Here is a 13,328-nt window from a genome sequence, read left to right on the forward strand (position 1 = left end):
CTTCCATCGGTTTATAAGAAAACAGATCCCGCACAGTCATTGCTGTTGACAACAGCGAACATTCGATATTGTCTTGTAAAGCGTTTTACTAAACCGCTTTACAACAGGTCCAGTCAATGGCCAAGGGAACGACCCCAAGCTTGAAGGATGTTGCGGCCGCCGCCGGCGTGTCGGTCACCACGGTGTCCCGTTTCGTCAACGGAAGCCTCGATCTTCCCTTTCAGACGAAGAAGCGCATCGAGGATGCGATCCAGACGCTGAACTACCGGCCGAACCCGCATGCGCGCCGCTTAAGCAGGGGCCGCTCCGACACGATCGGCCTTGTCGTGCCCGATATCGCCAATCCCTTCTTCTCGACCCTTGTCGCCGCTGTAGAGCAGGCGGCCGATGAAAGGAAACTCGCCGTCTCGCTGCATGCCACCCTCAATCGGCCGGGGCGCGAAATCGAATATCTGCAGCTGATCGAGCGCAATCACGTCGACGGCTTGATCTTCATCACCAACCATCCGGATGACGGTGCGCTGGCCGCCCTCATCAACGGCACCGGCAAGGTCATCATCGTCGACGAGGACATTCCCGATTCGAAGGCGCCGAAGCTGTTCTGCGACAACGAGCAGGGCGGTTATCTCGCCGGCCTGCATCTGGCCGAGCAGGGTCATCGCCATGTCCTCTTCATTGGCGGCGACGAGCGCATGATCAGCGCCCGCAGGCGTTATGGCGGCCTGCTGAAGGCGCTCAAGGAGCGGCATGGCGGCGAGGCCCGGGCCGACCGCTATGCCGGCGAATATACGATCGAATACGGCCGGGCGGCGGCGGTCGACTATCTCGCCGGAGACCGAAAAGCGACGGCGATCTTCGCCAGCTCCGACGAGATCGCCATCGGGCTGGTCGAGGTCTTCAGAAGCCAGGGCGTCTCGATCCCTGATGACATCTCGGTCATCGGCTTCGACGATGTCGGCCCGCTTCATCTCTTTGCGCCACCGCTGACGGCCATCCGCCAACCGGTGCGCCAGATCGGCCGGCGGTCGCTGGAGCTGCTTCTGGAAACCAATTGGCACGAGTGGAAACCATCCGCTTCGGAGGAACTGGTGCCTGTCGAAATCGTGGTGCGGAACTCCGTTGCGCCGCCTGCGAAATAACAATCAGCAACGTCAAAAAACCAAAAGAGGATGAGAACATGACATTGAATTTGACGAGACGAACGATGATCGCAGCCGCCGGCTTCACGGCATTGACCTTTATCGGCCTGTCCAGCGCCGCGGCACAGGAAAAGAAGACCATCGCATTGGTGCAGATCAACCAGCAGGCGCTTTTCTTCAATCAGATGAATGAGGGCGCCCAGAAGGCGGCCGACGCCGCCGGCGTCAAACTGGTGATCTTCAACGCCAATAACGAGACAACAGCGCAGAACAGCGCCATCGAAACCTACGTCCAGGAAAAGGTCTCCGGCCTTGCCGTCGTGGCGATCGACGTCAACGGCATCATGCCGGCGGTCAAGCAGGCCGCCGATGCCGGCATTCCGGTCGTCGCCATCGACGCGATCCTGCCTGATGGTCCGCAGAAGGCGCAGATCGGTGTGGACAATGCCGCAGCCGGCGCCGACATGGGCAAATACTTCCTCGACTACGTCAAGGCGAACATGGGCGGCAAGGCCAAGCTCGGCGTCGTCGGCGCGCTGAACTCGTTCATTCAGAACATCCGCCAGGAGGGCTTCGAGAAGACCCTGAAAGGCGTCGACGGCATCGAAATGGCCGGCGTCGTCGACGGCCAGAACATCCAGGACAACGCTCTTGCGGCGGCCGAAAACCTGATCACTGCCAATCCTGACCTGACCGCGATCTACGCCACTGGCGAACCGGCCCTGATGGGAGCGATCGCCGCCGTCCAGAGCCAGGGCAAGCAGGACAAGATCAAGGTATTCGGCTGGGATCTGACTGCCGAAGCCATTGCCGGCATCGATGCCGGCTTCGTCGTCGCGGTCGTCCAGCAGGATCCGGCCGCAATGGGCGGTGCCGCCGTCGACGCGCTCGTCAAGGCTTCGGCCGGCGAAGCCGTCACCAAGACGATCTCTGTGCCGATCACCATCGTGACCAAGGAGAATGTCGAGCCGTATCGGGCCGTCTTCAAATGATCGAAAGCGGACAGCGTGACATCGCTGCCGCCGGTTCCGGAGGGGTCGCATCCTCCGGAACCGGAACATCCGGCGGCCCCCGATCCGACCCGCGCATCTCGCTGCGCGGCATCCGCAAGTCCTTCGGCTCGCACCAGGCCCTGCGCGGCGTCGATCTCGATATCTTCCCCGGCGAATGCCTGGGGCTTGTCGGCGATAACGCCGCCGGCAAGTCGACGCTGACGAAAATCATCTCGGGAACCTATATTCCCGATGCCGGCACCATCACCATGGAAGGCGAAGAGGTTCGCTTCTCCGGTCCCGCGGATGCGCGCGGCAGAAACATCGAAATGGTGTTCCAGGATCTCAGCCTCTGCGACCATATCGATGTCGTCGGCAATCTCTTCCTCGGCCGCGAACTCAGCCGCGGGCCGTTTCTCGACACCAGGACGATGCTGTCGGAAGCCCGTAAGATGCTGGATTCGCTTGAGATCCGTATCCCTAGACTGACCGGCAAGGTCGCCCAGCTCTCCGGCGGACAGCGTCAGGCGATCGCCATCGCACGCGCCGCCTCCTTCAAGCCGAAGGTGCTGATCATGGACGAGCCGACGTCAGCGCTTGCCGTCGCCGAGGTCGAGGCGGTTCTGGCCCTGATCAACCGCGTCAAGGCGAACGGGGTCTCGGTGATCCTTATCACCCACCGGCTGCAGGACCTCTTCCGGGTCTGCGACCGCATTGCGGTGATGTACGAGGGCACGAAGGTGGCTGAACGGCAGATCGGCAGCACCAACCTTGAGGATCTCGTTCATTTGATCGTCGGTGAAGGAGCCAGGCAATGACGGCTTATACGGAACGCGGCCATGGTTCGCGCGTCGCCGATTTCTTCGGCGAACATGCGCAGGTCCTGTCGATCGCCATCTTCTTCCTGGCCTGCATGATCTTCTTCTCGATCGGCAGTGAAACCTTCTTCACGCTCGGCAACATCCTGAACATCGTCCGGCAGGCGGCACCCATCCTGATCGTCGCCATCGCCATGACCTTCGTCATCATCACCGGCGGCATCGATCTTTCGGTCGGCTCGCAGGTCGCCCTCGTCAATGCGGTCGCAGCGATCGTCATGGCGATGGGGATACCCTGGCCATCCGTCGTCATCGGCATGCTCGTGCTGGGCGCCTTCATGGGATTGGTCCAGGGCTGGTTCACCGCCTATCAGGGCATTCCAGCCTTCATCGTGACGCTCGCTGGCCTCTCGATCCTGCGCGGCCTGGCGCTCTATCTGACCCAGGGCTATTCTATCCCGATCAAGGACGCGCCGGGCTTCTTCGCGCTCGGCCGGGGCGAAATCCTCAGCTTCCCGATCCCGGCCATCATCGCCGTCATCATCGCCATTCTCGGCTATGTCGTCATCACCGCGACCAAATACGGCCGGCAGGTCGTGGCGGTCGGTTCCAACATGGAGGCGGCGCGGCGTGTCGGCATGCCCGCCAAATGGATCATCGCCTCGGTCTATATCATCTCCGGCGTCGCCTGCGCGGTCGCCGGCCTGCTGATTGCCGCCCGGCTCGGTTCCGGATCGTCCAATGCCGCTGTCGGTTTCGAGCTGCAGGTGATCGCTGCCGTGGTGCTCGGCGGAACGTCACTGATGGGCGGACGCGGCACCATCCTCGGCACCGTACTCGGCACGCTGACCATCGCGGTCATCGGCAACGGCCTGATCCTGATGCACATATCGCCGTTCTTCACCCAGATCGTTACCGGTGCCATCATCCTCGTCGCCATCTGGCTGAACACGCGCATCTTCACGGCCAATTTCCATTTCGGAATGCGCAGGAAAGGATGAGGCGATGAGCGAGCAGACAGCTGAGAGCCTCTCCGAAGCGCATATCCGATCCGGCAAGGTGATGACCGTCACCGGCCCCGTTTCGGCCGATGCGCTCGGCGTGACACTGATGCACGAGCATATCCTCAACGACTGCCGCTGCTGGTGGCATGCGCCGAAGACCCCGGAGCGGCAATATCTCGCCGAAAGCTTCGTCTGCATGGAGATCCTCGGCGAACTCCGGCAGGATCCCTTCGTCAACAAGCACAATATCACGCTCGACGACGAACATCTGGCGATCTCCGAACTCCAGGATTTCGCAACAGCCGGCGGTCGCACGGTGGTGGAGCCGACCTGCAAGGGCATCGGCCGCAATCCGCTGGCGCTGCGGCGCATCTCGAAAGCATCCGGTCTGAACATCGTGATGGGGGCGGGTTATTACCTCGGTTCCTCGCATCCGGAAGGCGTCGCGGCAATGGGGGTTGATGACATCGCGCGGGAAATTGTTCGCGAGGCACGGGAAGGCGTCGACGGCACCGACGTCAGGATCGGCTTGATCGGTGAGATCGGCGTCTCCTCGGATTTCACCGCCGAGGAAGAGAAATCGTTGCGTGGTGCGGCGCGGGCGCAGGTGCTGACCGGACTTCCCCTGATGGTGCATCTGCCGGGTTGGTTCCGTCTCGGCCATCGCGTGCTCGACGTGGTCGCCGAAGAAGGGGCGAATCTCCGCCACACCGTGCTTTGCCACATGAACCCGTCGCATGACGACATTGCCTATCAGAGCGAGCTGGCGGAGCGCGGCGCCTTCATCGAATACGACATGATCGGCATGGATTTCTTCTATGCCGACCAGCAGGTGCAATGCCCGAGCGACGAGCAGGCGGCGCGCGCGATCGTGCGTCTCATCGAGGCTGGTTATCTCGACCGGATTCTGCTGTCGCACGACGTCTTTCTGAAGATGATGCTGACGCATTACGGCGGCAACGGCTACGCCTACATCCTTCGCCACTTCCTTCCCCGTCTTCAGCGCCACGGCATCGACAGGACGGTTCTCGACGAGATGATGCGCAGCAATCCGCGCCGCGTCTTTTGTGCCGGAGCCTAGCTCCACCAATTCAATCGATCACAGGTACGGCAGACCATGACAAAAAAAATCCTCCTTGTCGGCGAGAGCTGGGTCAGCTCCGCCACGCACTACAAAGGCTTCGATCAGTTCGGCAGCGTCACCTTCCATCTGGGCGCCGAACCGCTGGTCAAGGCACTCGCCGGCAGCGCCTTCGAGCTCACCTATATGCCGGCGCACGAGGCGGTGGAGAAATTCCCTTTCGAGATGACCGGGCTCGACGCCTATGACGCCATCATCCTCTCCGATATCGGCGCCAATTCGCTGCTGCTGCCGCCGGACGTGTGGCTGCACTCACGCACCGTGCCGAACCGGCTGAAACTTCTGAAGGCCTGGGTGGAGAAGGGCGGCGGCCTGCTGATGGTCGGCGGCTATTTCTCCTTCCAGGGCATCGACGGCAAGGCACGCTGGCGGCGTACCCCGGTCGAAGACACGCTGCCCGTCACTTGCCTGCCTTACGACGACCGCGTCGAAATCCCCGAGGGAACCGTCGCCGAAGTGGTGAAGCCTGAGCATCCGACGATGCGGGGTCTCGAAGGCGCCTGGCCGGTGCTTCTCGGCGTCAACGAGGTCGAAGTGCGCGACCGGGCCGATGTCGAGATCGTTGCACGCCTGCCTGACGATCAGGGCGGCCATCCGCTGCTCGTCCTCGGCACGCATGGCACCGGCCGGACGGCGGCCTGGACCTCGGATATCGGCCCGCACTGGCTGTCGCCTGCTTTCTGCGAATGGGAAGGTTATGGCCGGCTCTGGAAAAACATCCTCGGCTGGCTCACCGAAAAGCAGGCGTGATGCCTGCACGCGGCGGGAATTGGAAAGGGAATGACATGCAGGAAATTTCAGACAGGCCGTCCAACGTCATCCGGGACATCTTCGGCAGGGACAAGGTTCTGATCGGCATGATCCATTGCCCGGCCTTTCCGGGCGCCCCCCGCTACAGGGGTGCGGCAATGGACGCGATCTACGACGCGTGCATGCGCGACGCCGAAGCCTGCATGGAAGGCGGCCTGCATGGGCTGATCATCGAAAATCATGGCGACGTGCCGTTCTCGAAGCCCGAAGATATAGGCCCTGAGACGACGGGTTTCATGTCCGTCGTCACCGACCGGATCGCGCGCGCGGCCGGCATCCCGCTTGGTATCAACGTGCTGGCCAACGCGCCGATCCCGGCTTTCGCCATCGCCATGGCCGGCGGGGCCAAATTCATCCGCGTCAATCAATGGGCCAATGCCTATGTCGCCAATGAAGGTTTCATGGAGGGCAGGGCGGCCGAAGCCATGCGCTACCGCTCGCTGCTCAGGGCCGAGCATATCAAGGTCTTTGCCGACAGCCACGTCAAACACGGCAGCCACGCCATCGTCGCCGACCGCTCGATCCAGGAGCTGACGCGCGACCTCGCCTTCTTCGATGCCGATGGCGTCATCGCCACCGGCCAGCGAACCGGCCATTCGGCGACGATGGAGGAGATCGAGGAGATCGGCGCCGCCACGCATCTGCCGCTGCTCGTCGGCTCCGGCGTCAACAAGGACAATATCGTCGATATTCTGAGCCGCACCAATGGCGTCATCGTCGCCTCCTCGCTGAAGCACGGCGGCGTCTGGTGGAACCCTGTCGATATCGAACGCGTGCGGGCCTTCCGGGCAGCAGCCGAGCCAGGACTGGAGGGCTGAGCATGGCGGCAGAGAGCCTTTCAGCCCGCATCCTGCGCGAGAACGATGCCGTCTTCCGCGCGATGCTGAGCCACCGCTTCGTTGAGGACGTCAAAAGCGGCACGTTGAGCAGGGAGGCTTTCGAACGGTACCTCGTCTATGAAGGCGCTTTCGTCGACAGCGCCATCTCGATCTTTGCCTATGCGGCGGCGACCGCCAGGACGATGGCGCAGAAGCGCTGGCTGATCGCGGTTCTCGATGCGCTTGCCAACGAGCAGATCAGCTATTTCGAACGCACCTTCGCCAGCCGCGGCATCGATCCCTCGTCCTTCGACACCGGCATCGCCGAGGTCGAGGCCTTTCGCGCCGGCATGTTGGAGATCGCCCGCCGAGGCGGCTTCCTCGACACCGTCGCGGCGATGTTTGCAGCCGAGTGGATGTACTGGACCTGGTCGAAGGAAGCCGCCAATTGCCCGATCGGCGATCCGCTGCTGAAGGAATGGGTCGACCTGCATGTCGATCCGAATTTCGCCGCCCAGGCGCAATGGCTGAAGAATGAACTCGACATGGCAGGAGAAACGCTGGAAGAGGATGAAAAAGCGCGGCTCAGCGCGATCTTCGGCCGGGCGATGCAGCTCGAGATCGATTTTCACGATGCGCCTTACCTTTAGCTTCACCTTGCGAAAGCAGATGCATGCGCGCCTACATAGTCGGTAACGTCGCCATCGACGAAACCATCGCCGTTTCCGAACTTCCCGTCATCGGTGCCTCCATCCTTGGCAATGCCGGTGGCAGCGATCTTGGCGGCAAAGGCACGAACCAGGCTGTTGTCATGGCCCGCTGCGGCGTTCCGACAACGCTGGTGGCGCCTATTGGCAGGGATGCGCGGGCCGATACGATCCGCCATTATCTCGCCGACGAGCCGCTTCGGAGTGAACTGATCGAAATGGACGGTGTATCGAGTGATGTCTCGATCATCTTCCGGCTGCCCGGCGGCGAAAATGCCATCGTCACGACGACGGAATCGGCGCAGAGCCTGTCCCTCTCCCATGTCAGACGGATCCTGTCGACGGCCCGTCCCGGCGATCTGATGATGCTGCAGGGCAATCTGTCCGACCAGTCGACCCGCGACATCCTCGAACATACAAGAGCGATCGGCATGGTCACCGCCTTCAATCCCTCGCCGGTGCGTTCCTATTTCTCCGATCTCTGGCACCTCATCGACATCGCCTTCCTCAACAAGGGTGAGGCACAGGCTTTGACGGGAACGACAGGTGGAGATGCTGCCCAATATCTGCTCGGCCGGGGTCTGCGTGAAATCGTCCTGACGCTGGGCGGAGACGGCGCGACGCTCGTGAACCGGAACGGCAGCATCGACGTGCCGGCCCGCGCCTGCGATGTTGTGGATACGACGGGTGCGGGCGATACCTTAATGGCCGCAGCCCTGGCATCCTGCGCGTTGCGCGATCAGCGGCTGGACAGGCTGGCCATCGAGCACGCGGCCGCAGCCGCGGCCATCACCGTCTCAAGGCATGGAACAAGAAAGGCGTTTCCGACCATTCCCGAGCTTGAAGCGATCCTGAGATAACCGCCCCGCTATGGCGGGCAGCTTCATAAAACTATCATCAGCCTCTGCGAAGGGATGGGCTTCTCGCGATTCCCTCCGTTACATCCGGACATTACCCATGACATCACTCTCAATTTCCGCGCGTCTTTCCCCGACTGCCTCGTCCCGCCTCGTCGTACTTGCCGAAACCGCATTGAAGGCGGGCGAAACCGCCCGCGGCTCGTTGCGGCGGCGGACATCCCAGGAAATGCTCGCCAAGGCGCCGCGCGACTATCAGACCGAAATCGATGTCGCCGTCGAGCGGATCATCGTCGACGAGATGACGATAGCCTTCCCGGATTATGCCATCCAGGGCGAGGAAGCTGTCGGCAACCGCACGGCCGCACCGGAAACGCCGATCATCTATATCGACCCGATCGACGGCACCACCAATTACGCCTGGGGCATTCCGCATTTCGGCATGACGATCTCGATCGTCGAAAACGGCAGGCTGGTCATCGGCGTCGTCTATGACGCCATGCAGGACGAACTCTTCAGCGCCGAAATCGGCGGCGGCGCCTATCTCAACGGCGAACGCATCCGCTGCGCCAATGTCGGCGACATCGAGAACGTGCTTGTCGGCGCCGGCCTGCCGATCCCCGGCCAGGTCAAGGCGGTTGCCGAAGACACCTATTTCGACGCCATCAAACGCCTGATGGCCAACACGGCAGGCGTGCGCCGCCTCGGCTCGGCGGCGCTGTCGATCGCCTATGTCGCCTGCGGCCGTCTGGACGGGTTCTTCGAAGACGGGCTCGCGATCCATGATTTCGGCGCGTCAGCGCTGCTGGTCGAAGAGGCGGGCGGCATCGTCACCCGGTTTTCCGGGGCCGAAATCGACGGGCGAGGCGATATCCTGGCTGCCAGCAAGGCGCTGCATCCCTGGCTGCTGGAAGGTTTCCAGAGCAAGGCGTGAACCTGTGCATTCCGGCGGTTCAAACCCGCTGGAGCGCCTCGATCTCGGCTTTGGCGGCGGCCGGCATCGACTGATGGACGAGTTCATTGTCGCGGAAGACGAAAAAGCTGGCGAGGCTCGGTTCGACCCTCATCCCGGGCCGGATCCGATCGTCCGGCGCCACCATGGCCTTCAGACGGGTGCCGTCGGCAAGATCGACATCGACCATCTTGTGGGTGCCGAAATCGACGATGCGATGGACAGTCGCGGCCTCCGCCCGATCCGAGGGACGGATCGTCAGCGCTTCCGGGCGGGCTGCCAGCGTCACCGGCCCATCCTCGATGGGGATTGCAAGCGGGAAGAGCGGATGTTCGCAGACCCCATTTCTGGTGCGCCCCTGGACGAAATTCATCGAGCCGATGAAGCCGGCGACGAAGGCCGTCTGCGGCTGCCGGTAGATGGTGCTCGGCGGCGCAATCTGTTCGGTGCGCCCATCGCGCATGACGACGATGCGGTCGGCGAGCGCCAAGGCTTCATCCTGGCCGTGGGTGACGAAGAGCGTGGTGATGCCGAGGCGCTGCTGGATATCGCGCACCTCCTCCCGCAGCCTTTCGCGTAAGTGCTGGTCAAGGCTGGCGAAGGGCTCGTCGAGCAAAAGGATCTTCGGCTCGAGCACCAGCGAGCGGGCAAGGGCGACACGCTGCTGCTGGCCGCCGGACAATTGCGTCGTCATCCGCCTGCTGTAATCGGCAAGGCCGACCAGCGCCAATGCGCTCTCGACACGCTCGCGGACTTCCGCCTTCGGCAGCCGGCGCAGCTTCAGGCCGAAGGCGATATTGTTGAAGACATCCATATGCGTCCAGAGCGCATGGCTCTGGAACACCATGCCGGTCGGGCGCCGCTCGGGCGGCAGCGTCGTCACATCCTTCGCGTCGATGCGGATCGTCCCGCCGCTTGGGCGCTCGAAGCCGCCGATCATTCTGAGCAGCGTCGACTTGCCGGAGCCGGATGGGCCGAGCAGGCAGACGAGCTCGCCGTCGCCGACTTCGAGCGAGAAGTCGCGAACGGCAAAACTGGTCCCGAACAGTTTCGAAACGCCCTCGATCGCCAGATGTGCCATTCTCAAACCCTTCCCTGGACTGACGCGTGGCATTTCATGCGCCGAAACCTCTCGCAAAGGCGCCGGTGCCGATCACGCGGCGTGCAAACATCAGCGCGATGAAGGACGGCACCCACAGCATGACCGAGAGCACGGCGCCGTATTGCACGACGATCTGGTTGTTGATGAAGCTGATCATCAGCACCGGCATGGTGCGAATCTCCGGCGCGCCGATCAACCAGGCGCCTTCGGTCTCGTAGAAGGTGCCGACGAAGGTCAAAAGCAGCGCCGCTGATATCGTCGGTGCCGCCTGCGGCAGGGTGATCGACCAGAAAACGCGCAGCGGTGTGGCGCCGGCATCGCGCGCCGCCTCTTCCATGCGCCGGTCGACATTCTGGAAAGCGGCGACCGGGATCCAGATCATCAGCATCAGCGTGCCGACGAGCTGGATCAGCACGACGCCCCAGAAGGTGCTGATCAGGCCGAGCTGCAGGAAGATGCCGGCAATAGCGACGAGCAGGCCGAATTTCGGAAAGGCATGCGATGCGAGGAACGACAGGAACAGAATGTTCCTGCCGGGAAAACGCATGCGCGCGAAGGCGTAAGCCGCGGGAAGGCAGATGACGGCGGAAAGAATGGTCACCGTCGTCGTCAGCCGCAGGCTGAGGAAGAGCGCGTCCCAGACATCCCCCCGCGCCAGCGTCTGCCCCCAGAAACGCAGGCCGAACTGCTGCGGGATGACCGAGGGATAACGCCAGACTTCGGTGAAGGCCCATGTGCCGACGACGATCAACGGCAGCGCGATGAACAGCGTCAGCAGGCACGCGAAGAGCAAGCCGATCCAGTCGAAGCGAAGATCCATGCTCGATCTGCCGGTCGTCATAGCTGGGCCTCGCGGTTGCGGGCGATCGACCGGATGTAGAAAATGCCGAAAACCAGGCAGAAGCCGAATGTGATGACGGCCTGGGTCATGGCATCAAGCGGGTCGTTCATATCGGCGAAGGTGCGCTGCATGAACGGCCCCATCATCTCCGGCGATGCCGAGCCGAGCACATAGGGCAGGGTGAAGGCGGAAAAGATGCCAAGCACCGCAAAGGAAGCCGTCACCAGCAGCGAATTGCCCATGCGCGGCAGGATGATCGAGATGAAGACCCGAAACGGCCTTGCGCCGACATCGCGGGCGGCCTCGACGGCGCTGTTCGAGATGGAGGAGAGCCCGGCCGTCAGCATCAGCACCGTCAGCGGAAGATTGTCCCAGACAAGGCCGATGACCGGTCCCCACGGGGTCAGATAGGGCGTGCGCAGCTTGGGCAGGCCGACTGAATTCAGCAGCAGGTCGACGGTGCCGTTCGGCCCGATCGTCCGGATCAGCGCATAGGCGAGGATGATCGACGGCACGAACATCGGGAAGATCGCAAGAGCCTGCACATAGGCGGCAAGACGCCCCTGCGAGAAGCGAAGGTAAAGCGCGATCGGAAGGCCGATCGCCAGAAGCAGGATGCCGCAGACGGCGGTCGTCCAGAGCGTCAGCCAGAGATTGCCGAGGCTGTAGCCGTCGGTGAAGAAGAAGCGATAGGAGGCAAGCGAGACTTCTGTCGCTCCGTCAGGACCGCGAACGAAGATGGTGCCGACGACCGCCGAAAAGATCGGAAAGATGATCAGTCATGCGAGCAGGAAGACCGGCAGGGCGACGAGGAGGAGCCCGATGGAGCTCCCCATGTTGATGGACGGGTGACGGCTGGAAACCGCCGGCGCAGTGTCGGTGGACATCAGGTTCGGCTGATGCCCGGAGCGACGTTGCGGTACCAGCCGTCGGCGATTGCCTTTTCCCAGTCGCCGCCCGGGAAGGTCGGGATGGTCGATGGAATGACGTCGGCATATTTCTTGCGGAGATCGTCGGAGATATGGTCCCAGGAGATACCGGGGAAGCCGCCGATCTGAGTGATGATCGCTTCCTGCATTTCCTTCGTCAGCATGAAGGCGGCCAGCTTCAGCGCCGCATCCTTGTTGGCGCCATTCGAGAATACGGTGATGCCGGAAAAGCCGCCGCAAAGGGCGAGATCGGAAAGCTGCACGAGGCCGGTCGTCTCCGGCAGCACGCCCTGGGAGATCGCCTGCAGCACCTGGTCGGACCAGACCGGCACCATGGTGACGACGCCCTGGGCGAGCAGCTGGATCGACTGGGTGTTGCCGGCGGTATAGGCGCCCTTGTCGTAGAGCGCGGGCTCGAGGTCGTTGAGGATCTTCCAGGCCGGCGTCAGCGCTTCCGTGGCGAAGTCGGCGGTGAAATTGTCGATCTTGAACTTCTTCGGATCGCGGCCATTGGCCTCATGGATCGCCCGGCGGACGAAGTTGCCGCCCGAGCCGCCCTTGTCCGGACGGTTGTAGATGAACTGGCCGGGATTGGCCTTGATCCATGCGGTGAGCTGCTCCCAGCTCTTCGGTGCATCCTTCGGATCGAGCTTGGTGGTGTCGTAGGCGAGAAGCACCTGCGAACCGCGGTAGGGAAGCGAGTAAGGGGTATCGAAGGCAAGCGGATTGATATGGTCGTAGGCTTCGATATTCTCGGCGGAGAACTTAACCCAGAGGCCGGCATCGATGCCGCCGGACGGCAGGCGCGGATCGAACACCTCGAACAGGTCGGCCTGCGGATCGGTCTTCGTCTTCAGTGCGGCGAGCGCACGGTCGGCGATGGCGCGCAAACCGTTATTGTCGCCAGCATCGGTCACCTTCAGGGCAACGCCTGGATGCGCCTTTTCGAAGGCGGGGCGGATGGTGTTGTTCCAGAGGTCGACGATATTGGCATCCGAACCGCTGTAGAGATCGATCGTGCCGGCCGCGGCCGATGCGAAACGCGGAAGAGCCAGCAGACCGGCTGCAGCTGATGATGTGATCAGAAATTCGCGTCTATTCATAACCCGTCTCCATCAGGTGTCGAGGCTCAGCCTCCGCAGGAATGTTCAAGGCCTTGCTAGCGCCGGCGCGTAACATCGACATGACAGATCGGGCGTATCTGAGGGAAATTGCACA

13 protein-coding genes and 1 pseudogene are annotated in these 13,328 nt (G+C 62.5%); 10 read left to right on the top strand and 4 right to left on the bottom strand.

The genetic code is table 11. The features are described from left to right. The first annotated feature begins 116 nt into the window (after positions 1 to 116). The 10 genes from EEQ99_RS05170 (at position 117) to EEQ99_RS05215 (ending at position 9,220) form a co-directional block, all read left to right on the top strand. A complete protein-coding gene (locus tag EEQ99_RS05170; protein WP_127430079.1) occupies positions 117 to 1,139 on the top strand; it encodes a LacI family DNA-binding transcriptional regulator in 1,023 nt (340 codons plus the stop codon). Between the two features lie 38 nt (positions 1,140 to 1,177). Continuing rightward, positions 1,178 to 2,131: an ABC transporter substrate-binding protein gene (locus EEQ99_RS05175; RefSeq protein ID WP_097544007.1), complete on the top strand. Its 954-nt coding sequence runs from the start codon at positions 1,178 to 1,180 to the stop codon at positions 2,129 to 2,131. After that, positions 2,128 to 2,949 (top strand): ATP-binding cassette domain-containing protein, encoded by an 822-nt coding sequence (locus EEQ99_RS05180; RefSeq protein WP_047613142.1) that lies wholly within the window; start codon positions 2,128 to 2,130, stop codon positions 2,947 to 2,949. The genes EEQ99_RS05175 and EEQ99_RS05180 overlap by 4 nt, the downstream gene beginning before the upstream one ends. Beyond that, positions 2,946 to 3,950, top strand: a complete 1,005-nt coding sequence (locus tag EEQ99_RS05185; protein ID WP_063476118.1) for an ABC transporter permease — start codon at positions 2,946 to 2,948, stop codon at positions 3,948 to 3,950. Before EEQ99_RS05180 ends, EEQ99_RS05185 begins: the two co-directional genes overlap by 4 nt. Positions 3,951 to 3,954: 4 nt before the next feature. Then, positions 3,955 to 5,034 (top strand): phosphotriesterase family protein, encoded by a 1,080-nt coding sequence (locus tag EEQ99_RS05190; RefSeq protein WP_127430080.1) that lies wholly within the window; start codon positions 3,955 to 3,957, stop codon positions 5,032 to 5,034. Between the two features lie 36 nt (positions 5,035 to 5,070). Continuing rightward, positions 5,071 to 5,844 (top strand): glutamine amidotransferase, encoded by a 774-nt coding sequence (locus EEQ99_RS05195; RefSeq protein ID WP_127430081.1) that lies wholly within the window; start codon positions 5,071 to 5,073, stop codon positions 5,842 to 5,844. A 35-nt stretch (positions 5,845 to 5,879) separates the two neighbouring features. After that, entirely contained in the window at positions 5,880 to 6,722 is an 843-nt protein-coding gene (locus EEQ99_RS05200) for a BtpA/SgcQ family protein (RefSeq protein WP_127430082.1), read from the top strand. Positions 6,723 to 6,724: 2 nt separating this feature from the next. Further along, positions 6,725 to 7,372 (top strand): TenA family protein, encoded by a 648-nt coding sequence (locus tag EEQ99_RS05205; RefSeq protein WP_047613150.1) that lies wholly within the window; start codon positions 6,725 to 6,727, stop codon positions 7,370 to 7,372. A gap of 23 nt (positions 7,373 to 7,395) precedes the next feature. After that, positions 7,396 to 8,289: a PfkB family carbohydrate kinase gene (locus EEQ99_RS05210; protein WP_127430083.1), complete on the top strand. Its 894-nt coding sequence runs from the start codon at positions 7,396 to 7,398 to the stop codon at positions 8,287 to 8,289. Positions 8,290 to 8,386: 97 nt separating this feature from the next. After that, positions 8,387 to 9,220 (top strand): inositol monophosphatase family protein, encoded by an 834-nt coding sequence (locus EEQ99_RS05215; RefSeq protein ID WP_127430084.1) that lies wholly within the window; start codon positions 8,387 to 8,389, stop codon positions 9,218 to 9,220. A 19-nt stretch (positions 9,221 to 9,239) separates the two neighbouring features. Here the strand turns inward: EEQ99_RS05215 and EEQ99_RS05220 are convergent, their stop codons facing one another. The 4 genes and pseudogenes from EEQ99_RS05220 to EEQ99_RS05235 all read right to left on the bottom strand — a co-directional run bounded on the left by EEQ99_RS05220 (position 9,240) and on the right by EEQ99_RS05235 (position 13,213). Then, positions 9,240 to 10,319, bottom strand: coding sequence for an ABC transporter ATP-binding protein (locus tag EEQ99_RS05220; RefSeq protein ID WP_127430085.1), 1,080 nt, complete (start codon positions 10,317 to 10,319; stop codon positions 9,240 to 9,242). Between the two features lie 34 nt (positions 10,320 to 10,353). Beyond that, positions 10,354 to 11,181 (bottom strand): ABC transporter permease, encoded by an 828-nt coding sequence (locus tag EEQ99_RS05225; RefSeq protein WP_047613158.1) that lies wholly within the window; start codon positions 11,179 to 11,181, stop codon positions 10,354 to 10,356. Continuing rightward, a pseudogene (locus tag EEQ99_RS05230) lies at positions 11,178 to 12,068 on the bottom strand (ABC transporter permease). Before EEQ99_RS05230 ends, EEQ99_RS05225 begins: the two are co-directional and overlap by 4 nt. Next, complete coding sequence (locus tag EEQ99_RS05235) at positions 12,068 to 13,213, bottom strand: extracellular solute-binding protein (protein WP_127430086.1); 1,146 nt, start codon at positions 13,211 to 13,213, stop codon at positions 12,068 to 12,070. The pseudogene EEQ99_RS05230 and the gene EEQ99_RS05235 overlap by 1 nt, the downstream one beginning before the upstream one ends. Between the last annotated feature and the right edge of the window lie 115 nt (positions 13,214 to 13,328).

The sequence above is a fragment of the Rhizobium anhuiense genome (assembly GCF_003985145.1).
Taxonomy (GTDB): Bacteria; Pseudomonadota; Alphaproteobacteria; order Rhizobiales; family Rhizobiaceae; genus Rhizobium; species Rhizobium anhuiense.